The organism is Streptomyces sp. NPDC058231, from assembly GCF_042882275.1.
Classification (GTDB): Bacteria; Actinomycetota; Actinomycetes; order Streptomycetales; family Streptomycetaceae; genus Streptomyces.
In genome coordinates, this window is record NZ_JBHVWN010000078.1 from 21,100 (window position 1) to 36,532 (window position 15,433).

Here is a 15,433-nt window from a genome sequence, read left to right on the forward strand (position 1 = left end):
GGGAAACAGCACCGCGCGGCAGCGCCAGGCATCCCCCAGCAAGGATCCAATCCCACTCCTAAAGCGGGTGTCGCAGGTTCGAATCCTGCCGGGGGCACAGCACCAAGGGCCAGTTCAGAGGCTTGATCCTCTCGAACTGGCCCTTTCGCATGATCGCGGCCGTGCCACACACGTGCCACTACGTCCCGGCGTCTCCCTGCCGTTTGCGGATCATCGACCCCAGCCGATCGGCGATCGCACGGTCCCGGTCGGCGGTCATGTGCTGGTAGATCAGCGCGGCGCGGGCGGTGCTGTGCCCCATGCGCGGCACGAAAGGCCGTCGTCTAGCCTCGGGCCATGAACCGTCCCTCCGTGCCACGTCCGCTGACCGAGGCCGAGGTGATCGAAGCCGAGGTCGAACTTGGAGTCACCTTCCCCAGCGAGTATCGCCACTACTTGCTGCGGGTGAGTTCGGGCGGGGCGGTCGAACAGCTTGAGAAGACGGAGAACGGCTGGTGGTGGGCGGGTAACAGCACAAAGCGACGTGACCTCCTGCCCCTGCCCTTCCCCCACCCCGACACCTACGAGGATGCCGACGACGAGTTCTATCGGCGCCTGCCTCGGGCTGAGGACTACGCAGATGAGGACGCGTTCTCGGACTCCATGAATGGTGGAACACCGAGTATTGGGACTTCAACGAGCGGAAGACAGCGGGGGCTTTCGTCGCGAAGGAGCACGGTTGCGGATTCGCCACGCTATTGGTGATCACGGGCCAGTTCGCCGGGACGCTTTGGTGGGACGGACGGGCGACAAGCGACCTGATCATCCCGCTGTCCCTCGACCATGCTGGCGGCGCCCGGCCTGTGACCTTCGGCGAATGGCTCGGTCGTGACTCCTGGGACCTGCTTCCGCCCGGCTGGGGACGAGCCTGACGTCATCGGGACGGCAGGGGAAGATGAGCCAGTGCCACTCTCGTGCCAGAACGGACGGGGACTCACGGGGAAGCGCGGTGCGCCACGGCACTCAGCACCAAGCGCGCCCGAAGCCGCAAAGCCGCTGGTCACCAGAGCGCCCACCCACCTCGCTCCTAAAGCGGGTGTCGCAGGTTCGAATCCTGCCGGGGCACCAGACAAAGGCTGTCCGCGACGGCATCGTAGGGGCGACCGTCGCTGCCGGCCAGGTGCCGGGGACCGACCCAAAAAGCGGGAGATGCATCGGCCGATTGGGACGGCTCGAAAGGGAAATGCGAATTCAGGAGCACCTTCAAGGGCACGGGAGTAGATCTTCAGTCCGCCGAGGGGAAGAAGCGGAGCCCTAATGAGTGCCACAGATCCTCTGGCACGGTCGTTTACGTTGACATGCCTTGCCCCGCAGTGCCAGTCTTTCGTGGATCTTTCCTGTCTGCCTCCGGCGAACTGATCTCCTTCGACAACTGTGGGTTCTCAAAACCCACACCCCATTCTCAGCACCGCCTACACATCAGCGCGATGTGTGGCGCGGTCCGGTGAGGAAGTCCAGGACGAGCGGGCTCGCGACGGCGCGGAACTCATCGAAATAGGCGTGCCGCGCTCCGGGGATCATCTGCAGGCGGGCGCCGGGGATACGGTCCGCGAGCAGAGGGGCGTTGGCAGCAGGGTTGAGCAGGTCGTCGCTGCCGTGCACGACCAGCGTAGGTGCGCCGATGTCCCGCAGAACCTGCCACGCGTCGTGCTCATTGCTCGCCACCAGGTGGCGACGCTGGGCATGGGCGGGCATGCCCGGGTCACCGAGCGTCTGGTACGGGCCACGGTTCGCCGCCAGCCAGGCCGGGGTGTACATCAGCTCCAGCAGGGCCTGCCGCGCCGCACCCGGTTGCGTCTGCACCAGCGACCTGCGCACCTCGTTGGTGCGTTCGACGGCGTGCGGGCCGCCGGGCGACGTGCACCCGAGCACCAGGGCCCGCACCCGGCCGGGATGGCGGGCTGCGAGCTGCTGGGCCACACGCCCGCCCATGGACGTGCCGTAGACATCGGCCCGGTCGACACCGAGGTCGTCGAGCACCGCGATCACGTCCAGGGCGAACAGTTCGGTGCTGTAAGGGGTGTCGGGCTTGCCGCTCTGCCCCGTACCGCGGTAGTCGAACGTGATGGTGCTGCGGTCGGCGTGGAAGTCATCGCGCACCCCGTCCCACCAGTGGTGGTTGTTCGCCTGGCCCGCCAGCAGAACCAGTGGCGCTGTCCCCTCGCCCTGGACCTGGTAGGCGATACCGATCCCATCGGGCGTCGTTGCGTGCGGCATGCAGATCGTCACTCCTCAAGGTCAGTGGTCGGTGCGTCGTGGCACCGGGGCTTCCGGCAGACCTTGGCCGGCCGGAAGCCCCGGCCAGCGCCTACGGCTGGAAGGACTGTATGACCTGCGTGCTCGCCTCTGTGCCTGACCTGCCCTCTGCGGAGCAACTGAGGAGTGAACCGTCCGATGCAGCCACACCAGCCCCCGTCCGGTCCGGCACGATGGGTAGTCGGCGTTGATGTCGTACCCGTACACGGCCTGCGTGACCTGCGGGTCGATGAGGTCGAAGCGAGGTCGAGGCCGTTGCCTCCCGCGATTCCCAGGATCCCGATGGTGCGGAACGGGTACGCCGCGAGTTGTTCGCCGGTGATGTCGCGGAGCCGTTGGAGCTGTCCGACTCGCGGGTCCTCCCTGTGGCGCTCGTACACGTCCAGGCCGATGCCGCGCCAGGGGTGCTCGGGGCTGTTCCGGCGGGGGTCGGGGGCGGTCGCGGGCATGGCCGCGAACGTCTGGGGTTCGCGGGACCTCGCCTACGCCGCCCTCACCTACGGGCGCCAGATCGCAGTCCAGGCCAGGGACGACCTGCGCGAGACACACTTCCCGGTTCATACGGTGCCTTCCGTATGAACCGGGTGCCGTAAGCCATCTGCCAGTGCTTTGATCTCAGATGGCGCATCCGGGGCCGCTGAGGGGGCGGATGCAGACGTTGCGCGAGGCACCGCCGTCGTTGGTGTTGGTGCCGGGGCCGCCGTCGAGGAAGTCAGCGCCGTTGCCGCCGAAGAGGGCGTCGTTGCCGTTGGCGCCCCTGAGTGCGTCGGCGCCGTCCTGGCCCTCGATGCGGTCGTTGCCGTCGCCGCCGCCGATGGCGTCATTGCCGTCGCCGCCGCACAGGATGTCGTTGCCGCCGCGGCCTTCGATGACGTCGTTGCCGCCGAGGCCGAAGATGACGTCGTCGCCGGGCGTACCGATGAGGACGTTGGCGCGGTTGGTGCCGACGATGGTGGGCGTCGCGTTGGCGCAGGTGAGGGTGGCGGGCGGACGGACGGTGATCGTGAACGGCCTTGAGGCCGGGGCAACGTCCGAGTCGGGGTCGGTGGCCGTCACGGTGAACGTGTACGTGCCGGCCGTCGTCGGAGTACCGGAGATCACGCCGCTCGTCGTGTTGAGGTTCAACCCGGCAGGCAGGGAGCCGCTGGTGACCGCGAAGCTGGGGGCTCCGGTGCCGCCGCTGGTCTGCAGGGTGGTGGAGTAGGCGACGTTCTGGGTGGCGTCGGGCAGCGGGCTGGTGGTGACGAAGGCCAGATCCTGGATCGTGAAGCTGATCTTCACCTGGCCGTTGGCGCTGGGTGTTCCGATCGGCGAGGCGCTGTACGTGGTGCCCGTTCCCGTGGAGGTGGCGAAGCTGCTGCCGCCGCCACCGCTCCCTCCGCCGGATGCACCACCGGTGGTGGCGGAAGCGCCACCACCGCCACCGCCGAAGTAGCCACCTCCGCCGCCTCCGCCGCCAGTGACAACAAAGCTGGTGCCACAGCCGGTGTAGTTACCGCCGGCACCTCCCGTACCGACCGTCGCACCGGAGAATCCGCCGCCGGCGTTGCCCGCCTGGCCCGTGCAAGACCCGGCGACAGCTCCCGTGCCTGCCGCACCTCCCGCGCTGGTGGTGCCTCCGCCACCGCCGCCACCGGGCGCACCGCCGAGAGACCCGCCTGTGGCTCCGTCGGTACCGTCGGGGGTTCCGCCATTGCCTCCCTGGGTCGGGAGATTGCGTCCCCCGCCGCCGCCCCCTCCACCCGCCACCACCAGCAGGTTTCCGCCCGTCGCCACGCTTGACGCGCCGCCCCCGCCCGCGCCGGTGGACAGGGGAGTGGTGGTTCCGTTTCCGCCCGCACCTCCGCCGTTGTACCCGCCGCCGCCCCCGCCGCCAGCACAGGATGCGCCGCCGGAACCACCCACATTGACGGTGAGGACCGTCGGGGTCGCGGAGGCCGGAAGAGTGCTGACCACCCGCGCCCCGGTACCACCCGTCGATCCATTGGGGCAGGTTCCGCTGACGGCACTGCCGCCGCCGGCGCCGTCAGCGGTGATCGTCGCTACCGCGTTCGCGGGGATGGTGAAACTCTGCGGGGCACCCGTGAAGGTGAAGGTCTGATCGATGTCGACTGCACGATGGGACGCCGTGGCCGCCGCCGGAGCCATCCCGAGACCGGACAGGACCACGCAAAGGGCTGTCGCGGTGCCCGCGCTGTACCAACGCCGGCCATTGCCGGGCCCCCCGCGCCGTCGCCACGCCCCCGTGATCAAAGACGATCGCGTATGTCTTTCGTTCACCGATCTCTCCCGGTTCCTTGGTGTCAGCCCTGTCAGCACCCGTGCGCAGCCGGCAGCAGGCGGCGGCGCCTCCATACCCCACGGCGCGCGCAGGCGCACTCTATGTGACGGAAAGAACCACAACAGTCAATAAGTCCTTTTTAAGTATCTTTCGAGCGTGTCTGGCATGCCCCTGCCCGGTCAGGTGACTGCATTCATCCGCACCCGCCCAGAAGCAGGCAGACGGAGAACACTGGGCGGAATCCCCTGACATCAACGCCGGCGAACGTCACAGGACGCGTACGGATGGAGGGCCGTAGCGGCAGGCCCATGAGCCATGCATCCGGCTGATCGTTGCGTGGGCTGAAACGCATGGCACACGCGCTCACGCGCAGCGGCGACACGTCGGCGAGGCTGTAGCCGCACTCTTGGAAGCAGCCATCACTCCGCACGTACCGTGGTCCGTGATCTGGTCCAGCTTTCAGGGAACCGGACCCCCAAGCCGTTGGCGGAGCTTGCCGAACGCATGGCCATCAACTGAGAAGTCAGCCCGCTTCGAACGAGGCGACCTCGTCGAACGCGAGCGGGCGACCGCAGCCTGACGTGCGGTGCTAGACACAGACACCGTGAGAGAGGCAGCAATGGACCAAGGCACCCGCGGTGAGCTCATCAGTCGGCTGGCCGAGGCGATCAGCTCCGTCACAACCGCGCACCCGCTGCGGGTCGCCATCGACGGGCCGCCCGCCTCCGGCAAGACCACGCTGGCCGACGAGCTCGCCGTCGTCCTGCGCGCGCAGGACCGCGACGTCGTCCGCGCGACCATCGACGACTTCCTCGTCCCCCGTGCACAGCGCTACCGACGCGGCCAGTACTCGGCCGAAGGCTGCTACTTCGACGCCCACGACCGCGCCGCGCTGTGCCGGGTCCTGCTCGATCCGCTAGGCCCGGGCGGACACCGATGGTTCCAACACGCGGTCTACGACGCAGACACCGACACCCCATCGTCCCCGCCGGCCACGACCGCCCCCGCAGACGCCGTACTGCTCTTCGACGGCGTCTTCCTCCTGCGCCCAGAACTCATCCACCGGTGGGACCTGCGCATCTTCGTGTCCGTCCCATTCGAGCAGACGGTAGAGCGCGCCCGTGACCGAGGCGCAGCGCTGGCCGGATCCACCGCCGAAATCGAACGGTCCTGGCGCAACCGCTATATCCCCTCCCAACAGCTCTACTTCGCCACAGCCCGCCCAACCGACCACGCCGACATCATCGTGTACAACGATCAGCTCCAACGGCCGGCCTGGGAAGTCCGCCGATAGCGGTTGACCCACTTCGACGCGCAGGCGACATGGCGGCGAGGAGTAATTGCCAAATCCTGTGGATCGATGAGTGTGGTCGGCGATTGGTCGGGTCTGGCATCGCTCGACCAGGCGTCGGCACCCCTCGGCCGAGAGCGGAGCATTGCGGTGAGACATGTGGTGGCCTTTCCGGACGGCGTGGAGAGAGGGCCGGAGCGCGGAGTCGCGGCCCTCTACAGTGGTCTGCCAGCTCAGCGGGTCGCCGTGCGAGCTGCGCTGACCAGCGCCGGGTCGACATCGGGCACGGCGAGCCTCGGGTTGTGGCCGGACGCGACGACCTTCATGACGAATCCCGCGGCCTCTTCCAGTTGCCGGGCGCTGTCGAGCCCTCCGATCACGGCTGTCTGCCCGCCCAGGTCGCCGATCAGTGCCGTGGCGAGATCCAGAGCACTGCGCTCGCTGCCGCAGATCGCCACGACCGGCGTCGTCTCCTGCAGGCCCGCGTATGGCCACGAGGCTCCCGCGAACAGGTGCAGTGCCTTGACCACGTGGGCACCGGGAGCGGAGCGAGCCACGAGCTGTGCTGCGGAGCCTGATGCCGGCTTGAGTTCACCGGTTGCGTAGTCGACGGGGTTGGTGCAGTCGATCACGGTCTTGCCTGCCAGCGCCCCGTCGGAGCCGCCGACGAGATGCAGGGCGGCCTCCAGTCCTTCCCAGGAGACCGCAACCACGACCGCATCGGCCCTCCCCGCGAAGTCGGCTGGAGCAACTGCCTCCGCCGAGGGGTCGATCTGGTCGGCGGCCTCGCTGGCGTGCAGCGGATTGCGCCCTGTCACCAAGAGCGAATGGCCGGATGCGGCCCAGGCGCGACCAAGCGTCACGGCCAGGTTTCCGGTGCCCAGGATGCCTACGTTCACAACGTGTCTCCTCCGTCTGGAAGCGGTGTCCTCCAGAACGCTACGAACGCACCTCCTACCGCTCGGTAGGAGACTGATGGGACACTGAACTTCGTGATTGAGGAGTCCTGTCAGACATTCGTCTCCGACTGCCATGTGCGCGCGGCAGCGGAGCTCATCCGCCACACGTGGGATCCCGTCGTGCTCTCAGCCCTGCGTCTGGGGCCAACGCGACGCAACGAACTACTCCTGCGCATCGCGGGAGCCAGTGACAAAGTGATCACTCAAACGCTCCAACGACTGCAGGCTCGTGGCCTCGTCATCAAAGCGCCCAGCACCGAGCGATCGTCGGAGCAGCCCGGCGCGGTCTACCAACTCTCTCCGCTCGGCGAATCGTTCGCGATCGGGCCCCTGGCGCAGCTCGCACAATGGGCGGCAGACAACCAAGCCGAACTCACCGGCCCGTCAACAACCTCATGACCCGCAACACCTAGCCCGTGCGACCAGGTTCCACACGCCTGCACTGCAGCCCTGTCTGAGAGACACCCGCTACTCCACAGGGCCTGTTACAGGTTTCTCTACCTCATCAAGGCTCTTCGCTCCGCTCGTCGCGCGCTCCCCGGCTCACCGTCGGGGCCCTGAGCTCCTGTCTCCGCCCCGCTCGGCTCCACGACTTCAGCCAGTCACTTCGGCGGGAGCCTCGAAGATCATGGCCCCACATCGGGCACTGACGGGCAGGTCGCCTCAGGCAAGGTAGAAGTCCTTTCGGGCGGTTACGAACGTCTCGATGGACTGGGCGGGGATGCCCGTCACGCGCTCGACGCCATCGGCAGTGCGGTTGTAACGGTTGTCCCGGTGCAACTGGGCCATGGTGGAAACATGCTGTTCGAGGTGCGGGGGCATCCCCAGCTTCGGGAGGTGGGCCTCCCACCGCTCCGGGGGCATGTCCACATAGGACACCGGCCTGCCCAGCGCCCGGGAGAATTCCGCGGCCAGCTCCGTCATGTCGACCGAGCGCGGCCCGGTCAGTTCGTAGACCTGCCCGACGTGGGGAGCCGGATCGCGGAGCACGGTGGCGACGACCCGGGCGACATCGTCCACGGCGACCGGAGAGGTGCGTCCGGTGCCGAACGGCAGCGCGATCGTGCCGTTCTCCTGAATCGACCGCGCCGCCATCATGGTGAACAGCGGAGTGTCCAGGAACGCCGTCGGCCGGATGTGCACCACCGGCAGACCCGACCAGTCGAACACCTGCTCCGCCAGCCAGTGCAGCCGCTGCTGGTGCGACTCCTCCGTGCTGGTGGCGGTCATCTGCGACACCGTCATCTGCGACAGGTCGACCAGGGCCTCCAAATTCCCGTACTCCTTCGCAACGGAAGCCACCACGGTCGCCGCCAGCAGATGGTCCGGCGACACGCGCATCCCGAAGTACATCCGTGCCACGCCCTGCAGCGCGGCCGCTACGGTCTCGGGCCGGGTCAGGTCACCGATGACGACGTCTGCGCCCAGTGCCCGCAGTTCGGCGGCCCGCTCGTCATCGCGGCGGACCATGAAACGCACCGGCACATTCTGAGCACGCAGGTGCTCGAAGACCGTGCGGCCCACGCCGCCGGCACCGGGGATAAGAACAAGGTTGTTGGCACCCATCGGGCGATCTCCTTCGAAAGTAACGGGAAATACCTGAGTGTTGGGATGTGATCAGAGCGTCAGCGGAGCCGTCAGTAAGGCGTTGGCCCCCATGTCACCGTGGGCCCGTGCGGCGATTTCACACGTCGTGGCGCCTCTTCGAGCAGCCGCAGTACCGTCTCGATGACGGCGGTTTCGGCGACGACACCGCGGGGGCGTCCCCGGCAGGGGGTCGCCTCCGGTGTCTCGCGGGAATGGTTCGTGATCACCGTCGGGCTCATCAGACGGTCTGGCGCTGGGACTTGGCACCGCTGGTGGCCGTGGCGGCAGCCTTGCCCGGCAGGAAGACCAGCACGACGACCGCGCCGACCAGGGCGACGGCTGCGGACCCTACCGCGGTGATGTGCATGGCGTGGATGAAGGCGTCGTGCGCGGACTGCACCAGGGCCCTGCCGACGGGTCCCAGCTTCTCGGCGACGGTAAGGGTCGCCTGGACGGATTCACCTGCGGCGTGCCGGTCGGAGGTGGGCAGTACGTCCAGGTGGCCGTCGATGCCGCTGCGGTACGTGGTGGACAGCAGCGACCCCAGCACGGCGACGCCCATGGCCCCGCCGACCTGCCGGAAGGTGTTGTTGACCGCGGATCCGGAGCCGGCCTTCTCCCGCGGCAGCGACGACATGATCATGACGGTGGCGGGCGGCATCACATGGGCCATCCCCGTGCCCATCAGGAAGAACAGCACCTCCAGCACCCAGATGGGGGTGTCCTGGCCGAGCAGCAGGAAGCCGGCGAAGGCCACGGCGGTCAGGACGAGGCCGGCGGTGCACACGGCTCGGGCGCCGAAGCGGTTGACGACCAGCCGGGCCCGCGGGGCGAAGAACATCTGGGAGGCGGCGAGCGGCAGCACGAGCAGTCCGGACTGCAGGACGCTGTAGCCGCGCACGCTCTGGTTGTAGAAGACACTGAAGAACGTGACGCCCATGAGCGCGAAGAAGACCAGGCCGATGGCGGCGACGGAGGCGGAGAACCGCCGGTTGCGGAAGTAGGTGACGTCGAGGGCCGGATTGTCGCTGCGGGCCTCGTACACCACGAAACCGGCAAGGATCGCCAGGCCGCCCAGGATCGTCGCCCACACCTCGGGCCGGGTGAAGTCGCCCAGCTGGCCGCCCTTGATGATGCCGTAGACCAGCACCGCCAGACCGACAATCGACGACAACACGCCGACCGGGTCGAGCCTGCCGGGCCTGGGGTCCCTGGATTCGGGGACGATCGCCACCATCGCGACCATCGCGGCGACCACGATCGGCACATTGACCAGGAAGACCGAGCCCCACCAGAAGTGCTCCAGCAGAACGCCGCCGGCGATGGGGCCGGCGGCTATGGCGAAACCGACCACACCGGTCCAGATGCCAATGGCCCTGGGCTGCTCCTCGGGCTCGAAGACGTTCATGATGATCGCGAGGGTGGCGGGCAGGATGAAGGCGCCGCCGAAGCCCATCACGGCGCGGAAGGCTATGAGCTGCCCGGAGGAGTCCGACAGCGCGGACAGCACGGATCCCACACCGAACACGGCCATGCCGAAGAGCAGCACCTTCTTGCGGCCGAGCCGGTCACCCAGCAGACCCGCGGTGAAGAGCAGTCCGGCGAAGACCAGCGTGTAGGAATTGACCGCCCACTCCAGCTGGCTCTGGGTGGAGCCGAGTCCGGTGGGAGCAGGCTGGGCGATGGTCTTCATCGCCACGTTGAGGATCGAATTGTCCAGCATCACCACCAGGAGGCTGAACGCGAGGACGGCCAGGATGGCCCAGCGCCGGCGGTGGACCACCTCGGAAACGCCTCGTCGCCGGGCAGGCGGCACGGGTGGTGTGGACGCCGCGGGCGTCGAGGACTCGGTGGGGGTGGGTGGCGATGCCACAGGGGTCTCCAGTGCTGTCGGTGGTTCTGCGATTGCCGGGCGGAGGCCGTCGACCTCAGACGGTGGAGGCAGCGCAAGGCCCTGCTTGACCTACCGGTGACCTCATCGGCATCAAATAGATGTCGCTAGGGATCTAAACATGGGCTAGAATAGATGTCAAGCGACATCCATCTGAGGAGAGTGATTCCATGGGCCGCGTGTCCCAGGCGCAAGCACAGGAGAACCGGCAGCGCGTCGTAGCAACCGCTTCCCGGATGTTCCGTGAGAAAGGCACAGCGGTCAGCGTCGCTGACCTGATGAAGACCGCCGGGCTCACCCGGGGCGGGTTCCACAAGCAGTTCGTCTCGAAGGCGGACCTGGTCGACGAGGCCATCGCCCACGCCTTCGAGGATCCGGAGGCGCACTCGCCGGCTGGGCGAGAGGAGCCCGCCGGAGACCACGAAGCCGCCCGCCGCACGCTGATCGAGCAATACCTCTCGGTCTGGCACCGCGATCACGCCGGGGAGGGCTGCCCCGTCTCCGGATTCGCCGCCGACCTGGGGCGCGAACCCGACCAGGCCGCCCGCTCCCAGCACGTCTACATCAACGGGGTACGGAACCGAGCCGCCCGGCTGGCCACCGGCGACGACGACGGCATGGCCCAGCTCTGCACCATGGTCGGTGCCCTCGCCCTCGCCCGCGCCACCCGGGGCAACCCGATCTCCGAAGAACTACTGCAGGCCGCGCGTACGGCTCTCACCAAGAGCGGCTCCGGGCAGTGCGAACCGCAGCACCACGTGGACTGACCGAGGGCCGGCTGACCGTGCAGGCCGCCGCCTGAGCTGAAGCGACATGACCAACGGGCGACCTGCTGTGTCCGGTTGGTAGCGTCACGGGCATGAATCTGGGCCGCGTGCTCGAAGCGTTTCGTCTGGAATCCGGGGCGTTCACCGATGCAGTGTCAGGGCTGTCCGAAGCCGAGTGGAACCTCCCGACGCGCTGCGCTCCCTGGACCGTACGCGACCTGCTCGGGCACGTGTGCGTAGTGATCGATTGGCTTCCGGGCATGCTGGACGCGCCGGCGCCGAGTGAGGCCAAGGTTTCCGCGGCGGAGTACTACCGTCCGGACAACCGCTTTTCACCGCAGACCAACGGTGCCCGGATCGCTCTGGCCCAGGACCGGGCAGCGAGGTCGGTCGACGGTGCCGCCTCCGCCGAGGATTTCACCGCGATCTGGCAGCAGGTCGACCGGCTGTGCCGGGTCCAGCCGGCCGGCCGTACCGTGCGGACGCGTCACGGTGACGCCATGCTCCTGTCGGAGTTTCTGCTTACCCGAGTCGTTGAAGTCGCCGTCCACGGCCTCGACCTGGCTGATGCACTCGGAAGCGAGCCATGGCTGACCTCGTCGGCTGGTGACGCCGTGCTGGAGTTGCTTCTCGGTGCAGAGCAGACTGCGACGGCCCGCAAAACGGGTTGGAGCCGGCCACAATTCCTGCGCAGAGCCACCGGCCGCGAGCCGTTGGATGACACAGAGGCCGCACAGATCGAGCGGCTCGGCATCCGATGGCTCGCCCTGGGCTGACATCTGCGCTTGTCGGCCGGACACTCCCGTGGTGCGGCCCGGAGGCCGTCGAGTGAGCCGGGCAGGGAAACCCTTCCGAGAAGGCTGCGCACCGGGCAGTTCTCCCCGATCCGGACCTGCGGAACGGCCGATGTCCGGCGTCGACGGCGGCCCGTGGACCTGCGCCCCGGTGCGGTTGGCGAGCTCGGCGCCGTCCGGCCACGACCTCGCAGGTCAGCCGGCATTCGCGTACGGCGCCCTCCGAACTGGGTACCTTCGAGCGGCACTCGGTCACCGCATCAGGGCGACGACGGCTGCGTCGATGGGTTCGATGTCCGGATCACCATCATCTGAGGTATCGACTTCAACGACGGCATCGACTCCACCCGGGGGATCGAAGATCGATCGCTTCATCTCGCCTCGCTGGAACTGAGATGCGAGCTGTCGGTCGGTTGCCCCGCCTTCGGCCGCCCGGGCGCGGAGTCGCTCGGCGATGACCGATTCGTGGGCGACGACGTGAACAGCGAGCACGCGGGCGTCGGATGCGAGTAGCGCATCCAGCATCGTGTGCGACAACACGGAGGACTCCACGACGAAGCTCACCCCTGAGGAGGCGAGGAGCCGGGCTGCGTTGACCATCACGGCCTCAGCACGGAGGCTCAAAGGACCGCCGGCGATATGGAAGTCCGGGTTGAGCTGAAGAGCGCCGTCCTTGGCGACGGAAGCGGAGGACAGCCCGAGACCGGCCTTGATCTCATCCCGGGTCAGAAACGGCACACCGAGGCGCCGCGCCGTTGCGCAGGCAACGGTGGTCTTTCCGGCCCCCGGGGACCCGCATACGGCGACCACCAACGGCCGTTCCCACCTCGACATCCGCCGATCCTGCCGGATCTTGACCGTGCTGTCCACGAGCCGATCACAGCCGGCCGAGCAGCCCTCAGCGGCCGCACCCGCCCGTAGCAGGATGCGCCGGCCCTTGTGGCCGATGTCGTCGACCACCCCCTCAGCGTCCAAAAATTCCGCCGGCTCGGTCAGGCTCCAGGTCGAAAACGGCTGACCGTGCTCGGCAGGCCTGGACTCGGCGATCCATTCGATCTCGCGGCGCTCGGGCAGCATGAAGCTGGTCCTGCCGATGAGGGGCGTCGTGGGGCACGGGTGGTGGTACGGGTCTACGGGACCTCAACGGGCGCACGGGCACCGTGACGGTTCATGAGGGCGCCGAGTTCATCATGCGTCCGGCCGTACCGGCCCCGACGGCCCGACCGCTACTTCGCCGTCGACGGCCCTGTCTCCTGGTGGCCCGGCACGCTCGTGGTGTTGTCGATGTTCTCCTCGACCCAGTTCCGCAGGAGGCTCAGCGGCACGGCTGCGCTGTGGCCGAGGTCGGTCAGGGCGTACTCCACGTGGAGGGGCACCGCGGGATAGATGGTGCGATCGACGAGCCCCGCATCCTCCAGGCGTCGCAGGGTCTGGGTGAGCACCTTGGGGCTGACGCCCTGGAGGAACCGCTGGAGGGCACCGAACCGCTGGGGGCCCTCTTCAAGGGCTCCGATGGCGAGGGCCGACCACTTGTTGGCCAGGAGGTCCAGCATGGCGCGGCAGGGGCACTGGGCCGCGTAGACATCGTGGTGGGCGTGCTGCCCGGTCTCACAGGTGGTGGTCACAGGAACACTCCTCAGCAGGACACTTCCCATTGGGAAGTAGATTCCCTTGATGGTAACTACTGCCTCGGGGGTACGGTCGAGCCTGCTTGGCCGATGACCGCAAAGCGGCCTATCGGATCATTTGTTCAGCATGTGTACAAGGAGATGACCCATGTCCTCGATGCGCGCGGTGGTGCAGCACGCCTTCGGCGGTCCCGACGTCCTGCGGGTGGAGGAGGTACCCCGGCCGGAACCGCTGCCGACCGAGGTCCTGGTGCGGGTGCACGCCGCCGGGATCAACCCGGTCGACTGGCAGACCCGGGCCGGCCACGGCATGGCCGGCGTGCTGGGTGAGCCGCCGTTCATCCCGGGCTGGGACGTCTCCGGTGTCGTCGAGGAGATCGGCTTCGGAGTGACGACCCTTAAGCCCGGCGACGAGGTCTACGGGATGCCGTGGTTTCCCCGCGCGGCCGGCGGCTACGCCGAGTACGTCACCGCCCCCGCCCGCCAGTTCGCCCGCAAGCCCGAGAGCATCAGTCACGAGCAGGCCGCTGCCGTTCCGCTGGCCGCCCTGACCGCCTGGCAGGCCCTGGTGGACACGGCCGATGTCCAGCCCGGGCAGCGGGTGCTGATCCACGCTGCCGCTGGAGGCGTCGGACACCTGGCCGTCCAGTTCGCCAAGCACCTGGGTGCCCACGTCACCGGCACCGCCAGCAGCGGACGCCATGACTGGCTCAGGGCGCTCGGCGCCGACGAACTCGTCGACTACACCGCTGTCCGCTTCGAGGACGCAGTCAAGGACATCGACGTGGTCATCGACCTCATCAGTGTCCACCACGACAACACCAGCGTGCGCTCGCTGGACGTGTTGCGCCCGGGTGGACTGCTCGTCGCGATCCCCGTCGGCGTCTCGCCCGAACTCCGGGAGGCTGCCGAGTCCCGGGGGCTGCGCACCAGCCCCTTCCTGGTCGAGCCCGACGGCCCCGCCCTGACCCGGATCGCCGGACTCATCGACGCCGGAGAGGTGAGTGTGGAGGTCGAGGAGGTCTTCGCCCTGGACCAGGTCGCGCAGGCCCACACCCGCGGCGAGAAGGGCCGTACCCGCGGCAAGCTCGTCCTGCGTGTCGCCTCCTGACTCCCGCTCCGGTCCGGCTCGGCCGCCACATCCGGTCACCCGGCGACGACGGACCGCGCGGCCTCCCGGGAGCCGGAGGCCCTGCCGTCCTAGCGGGCGGCAGTGCCTCTGCGCTCGCAGCACATGTACGGCACGAGCTGACCCAGCGCAGGGACGACCGGGTGTCGTGTTCTTCCCCTGGTGGAGTCAGCCGGTAGTCCTGTTCCCGTCCGCACCTCGATGGAGGCCGCATCCCGCGTCCCCGAAGGCTCCCAGCAGCAACGCGATACCTTCAGGACCTGGTCGGACCGCTCGGCTACCACCAGTCGCCGTCTCCCGCGAGGGAACGGTGCAGGTAGTCCTCCAGTTCCCGTGCGGCCCACAGCCGACCGTCGGTCTCGTGGTCCCAGACGAAGACATCCGGACGTTCGGGCGTCAGCACGAAGGCGAACTGGTCGCCGCCGCCGTTGTCCCCGAAGAACAGCAGTGGATCGAAGGGCATGTACAGGCCCGGGAATGTGTCGGGGGCCCAGAACAGCAGGTTCTGCTCCACGATCCGCCCCAGGGACCACACCACGTCGGTCCCGTACTCACCGACCACCCCGTCGGTCTCCGTCAGCAGCGCGGTCAGCTGCGCCGGCAGGCTTCGCCCCAGGCGCCGCTCCGCCTCGGCCAGCGCCGCCGCGGTGACGGGTGCCCGGAACTCGGCGTCGGGCAGGGCTCCGGCAGCGGCTTCCTTCCACATGGGCGCAGCTTAGCCTCGCCGTTTCGGTTGGGCTGAGGCGGCTGCGTTGATCATCAACTGTTGGGTGGTCGAGGCGATTCTGTTGCCTGGGCATGGTGGAGTCCC

Annotated in this window: 16 protein-coding genes, 1 tRNA gene and 1 pseudogene; 8 read left to right on the forward strand and 10 right to left on the reverse strand. The window is 68.2% G+C overall.

Features of this window, described 5'->3' with window-relative positions; all coding sequences use genetic code 11:
- Positions 1 to 178: 178 nt before the first annotated feature.
- Positions 179 to 301, reverse strand: a complete 123-nt coding sequence (locus tag ACFVXE_RS33050) for an integrase (protein WP_356396538.1) — start codon at positions 299 to 301, stop codon at positions 179 to 181.
- Positions 302 to 336: 35 nt separating this feature from the next.
- Here ACFVXE_RS33050 and ACFVXE_RS33055 point away from each other — a divergent pair, with 35 nt between their 5' ends.
- Complete coding sequence (locus ACFVXE_RS33055) at positions 337 to 744, forward strand: SMI1/KNR4 family protein (RefSeq protein WP_389676786.1); 408 nt, start codon at positions 337 to 339, stop codon at positions 742 to 744.
- A 270-nt stretch (positions 745 to 1,014) separates the two neighbouring features.
- Positions 1,015 to 1,107 (forward strand) — tRNA-Arg (locus ACFVXE_RS33060).
- A 351-nt stretch (positions 1,108 to 1,458) separates the two neighbouring features.
- On the opposite strand, the gene ACFVXE_RS33065 is transcribed toward ACFVXE_RS33060, so the two are convergent.
- A complete protein-coding gene (locus tag ACFVXE_RS33065; protein ID WP_389676788.1) occupies positions 1,459 to 2,256 on the reverse strand; it encodes an alpha/beta fold hydrolase in 798 nt (265 codons plus the stop codon).
- 486 nt (positions 2,257 to 2,742) lie between these two features.
- Between ACFVXE_RS33065 and ACFVXE_RS33070 the strand changes: the two genes are divergently transcribed.
- A complete protein-coding gene (locus ACFVXE_RS33070; protein WP_389676790.1) occupies positions 2,743 to 2,874 on the forward strand; it encodes a hypothetical protein in 132 nt (43 codons plus the stop codon).
- A 36-nt stretch (positions 2,875 to 2,910) separates the two neighbouring features.
- Here the strand turns inward: ACFVXE_RS33070 and ACFVXE_RS33075 are convergent, their stop codons facing one another.
- The gene (locus ACFVXE_RS33075) at positions 2,911 to 4,443 is read right to left on the reverse strand and encodes a calcium-binding protein (protein ID WP_389676792.1); all 1,533 of its coding nucleotides are present in this window, start codon (positions 4,441 to 4,443) and stop codon (positions 2,911 to 2,913) included.
- Positions 4,444 to 5,195: 752 nt separating this feature from the next.
- Between ACFVXE_RS33075 and ACFVXE_RS33080 the strand changes: the two genes are divergently transcribed.
- Positions 5,196 to 5,870, forward strand: coding sequence for a cytidylate kinase family protein (locus ACFVXE_RS33080; RefSeq protein WP_389676794.1), 675 nt, complete (start codon positions 5,196 to 5,198; stop codon positions 5,868 to 5,870).
- Here the strand turns inward: ACFVXE_RS33080 and ACFVXE_RS33085 are convergent.
- Together ACFVXE_RS33085 and ACFVXE_RS33090 are read right to left on the reverse strand one after the other, a co-directional pair.
- Positions 5,846 to 6,026: pseudogene (locus ACFVXE_RS33085) on the reverse strand (hypothetical protein); the annotation flags it as partial. The gene ACFVXE_RS33080 and the pseudogene ACFVXE_RS33085 overlap by 25 nt on opposite strands.
- Positions 6,027 to 6,100: 74 nt before the next feature.
- The gene (locus ACFVXE_RS33090) at positions 6,101 to 6,766 is read right to left on the reverse strand and encodes an NADPH-dependent F420 reductase (protein WP_389676795.1); all 666 of its coding nucleotides are present in this window, start codon (positions 6,764 to 6,766) and stop codon (positions 6,101 to 6,103) included.
- A gap of 93 nt (positions 6,767 to 6,859) precedes the next feature.
- Between ACFVXE_RS33090 and ACFVXE_RS33095 the strand changes: the two genes are divergently transcribed.
- Positions 6,860 to 7,225: a winged helix-turn-helix transcriptional regulator gene (locus ACFVXE_RS33095; RefSeq protein ID WP_389676797.1), complete on the forward strand. Its 366-nt coding sequence runs from the start codon at positions 6,860 to 6,862 to the stop codon at positions 7,223 to 7,225.
- Between the two features lie 264 nt (positions 7,226 to 7,489).
- Here ACFVXE_RS33095 and ACFVXE_RS33100 read toward each other — a convergent pair whose 3' ends face one another.
- Together ACFVXE_RS33100 and ACFVXE_RS33105 are read right to left on the reverse strand one after the other, a co-directional pair.
- On the reverse strand, positions 7,490 to 8,392 hold the full coding sequence (locus ACFVXE_RS33100) for an NmrA family NAD(P)-binding protein (protein WP_389676799.1): 903 nt from the start codon (positions 8,390 to 8,392) through the stop codon (positions 7,490 to 7,492).
- 259 nt (positions 8,393 to 8,651) lie between these two features.
- Positions 8,652 to 10,286, reverse strand: coding sequence for an MFS transporter (locus tag ACFVXE_RS33105; protein ID WP_389676801.1), 1,635 nt, complete (start codon positions 10,284 to 10,286; stop codon positions 8,652 to 8,654).
- Positions 10,287 to 10,474: 188 nt separating this feature from the next.
- On the opposite strand from ACFVXE_RS33105, the gene ACFVXE_RS33110 reads away from it, so the two are divergent.
- Positions 10,475 to 11,071 (forward strand): TetR/AcrR family transcriptional regulator, encoded by a 597-nt coding sequence (locus ACFVXE_RS33110; protein ID WP_389676802.1) that lies wholly within the window; start codon positions 10,475 to 10,477, stop codon positions 11,069 to 11,071.
- Between the two features lie 92 nt (positions 11,072 to 11,163).
- Positions 11,164 to 11,847: a maleylpyruvate isomerase family mycothiol-dependent enzyme gene (locus ACFVXE_RS33115; protein WP_389676803.1), complete on the forward strand. Its 684-nt coding sequence runs from the start codon at positions 11,164 to 11,166 to the stop codon at positions 11,845 to 11,847.
- A 270-nt stretch (positions 11,848 to 12,117) separates the two neighbouring features.
- Here the strand turns inward: ACFVXE_RS33115 and ACFVXE_RS33120 are convergent, their stop codons facing one another.
- Both ACFVXE_RS33120 and ACFVXE_RS33125 read right to left on the reverse strand, forming a co-directional pair.
- Positions 12,118 to 12,942 (reverse strand): AAA family ATPase, encoded by an 825-nt coding sequence (locus ACFVXE_RS33120; RefSeq protein WP_389676804.1) that lies wholly within the window; start codon positions 12,940 to 12,942, stop codon positions 12,118 to 12,120.
- A gap of 149 nt (positions 12,943 to 13,091) precedes the next feature.
- Positions 13,092 to 13,490 (reverse strand): winged helix-turn-helix transcriptional regulator, encoded by a 399-nt coding sequence (locus ACFVXE_RS33125; protein ID WP_389676806.1) that lies wholly within the window; start codon positions 13,488 to 13,490, stop codon positions 13,092 to 13,094.
- Between the two features lie 160 nt (positions 13,491 to 13,650).
- On the opposite strand from ACFVXE_RS33125, the gene ACFVXE_RS33130 reads away from it, so the two are divergent.
- Positions 13,651 to 14,604, forward strand: coding sequence for an NADP-dependent oxidoreductase (locus ACFVXE_RS33130; RefSeq protein WP_389676809.1), 954 nt, complete (start codon positions 13,651 to 13,653; stop codon positions 14,602 to 14,604).
- Positions 14,605 to 14,899: 295 nt separating this feature from the next.
- On the opposite strand, the gene ACFVXE_RS33135 is transcribed toward ACFVXE_RS33130, so the two are convergent.
- Positions 14,900 to 15,328, reverse strand: a complete 429-nt coding sequence (locus tag ACFVXE_RS33135; RefSeq protein ID WP_389676807.1) for an SMI1/KNR4 family protein — start codon at positions 15,326 to 15,328, stop codon at positions 14,900 to 14,902.
- Between the last annotated feature and the right edge of the window lie 105 nt (positions 15,329 to 15,433).

Bases quoted from the DNA above. Each gene is read 5' to 3' on its own strand.
- ACFVXE_RS33050 (WP_356396538.1), bottom strand. From the start codon at position 301: ATGGGGCACAGCACCGCCCGCGCCGCGCTGATCTACCAGCACATGACC.
- ACFVXE_RS33055 (WP_389676786.1), top strand. From the start codon at position 337: ATGAACCGTCCCTCCGTGCCACGTCCGCTGACCGAGGCCGAGGTGATC.
- ACFVXE_RS33065 (WP_389676788.1), bottom strand. From the start codon at position 2,256: ATGCCGCACGCAACGACGCCCGATGGGATCGGTATCGCCTACCAGGTC.
- ACFVXE_RS33070 (WP_389676790.1), top strand. From the start codon at position 2,743: ATGGCCGCGAACGTCTGGGGTTCGCGGGACCTCGCCTACGCCGCCCTC.
- ACFVXE_RS33075 (WP_389676792.1), bottom strand. From the start codon at position 4,443: ATGGCTCCGGCGGCGGCCACGGCGTCCCATCGTGCAGTCGACATCGAT.
- ACFVXE_RS33080 (WP_389676794.1), top strand. From the start codon at position 5,196: ATGGACCAAGGCACCCGCGGTGAGCTCATCAGTCGGCTGGCCGAGGCG.
- ACFVXE_RS33100 (WP_389676799.1), bottom strand. From the start codon at position 8,392: ATGGGTGCCAACAACCTTGTTCTTATCCCCGGTGCCGGCGGCGTGGGC.
- ACFVXE_RS33110 (WP_389676802.1), top strand. From the start codon at position 10,475: ATGGGCCGCGTGTCCCAGGCGCAAGCACAGGAGAACCGGCAGCGCGTC.
- ACFVXE_RS33115 (WP_389676803.1), top strand. From the start codon at position 11,164: ATGAATCTGGGCCGCGTGCTCGAAGCGTTTCGTCTGGAATCCGGGGCG.
- ACFVXE_RS33120 (WP_389676804.1), bottom strand. From the start codon at position 12,942: ATGCTGCCCGAGCGCCGCGAGATCGAATGGATCGCCGAGTCCAGGCCT.
- ACFVXE_RS33130 (WP_389676809.1), top strand. From the start codon at position 13,651: ATGCGCGCGGTGGTGCAGCACGCCTTCGGCGGTCCCGACGTCCTGCGG.
- ACFVXE_RS33135 (WP_389676807.1), bottom strand. From the start codon at position 15,328: ATGTGGAAGGAAGCCGCTGCCGGAGCCCTGCCCGACGCCGAGTTCCGG.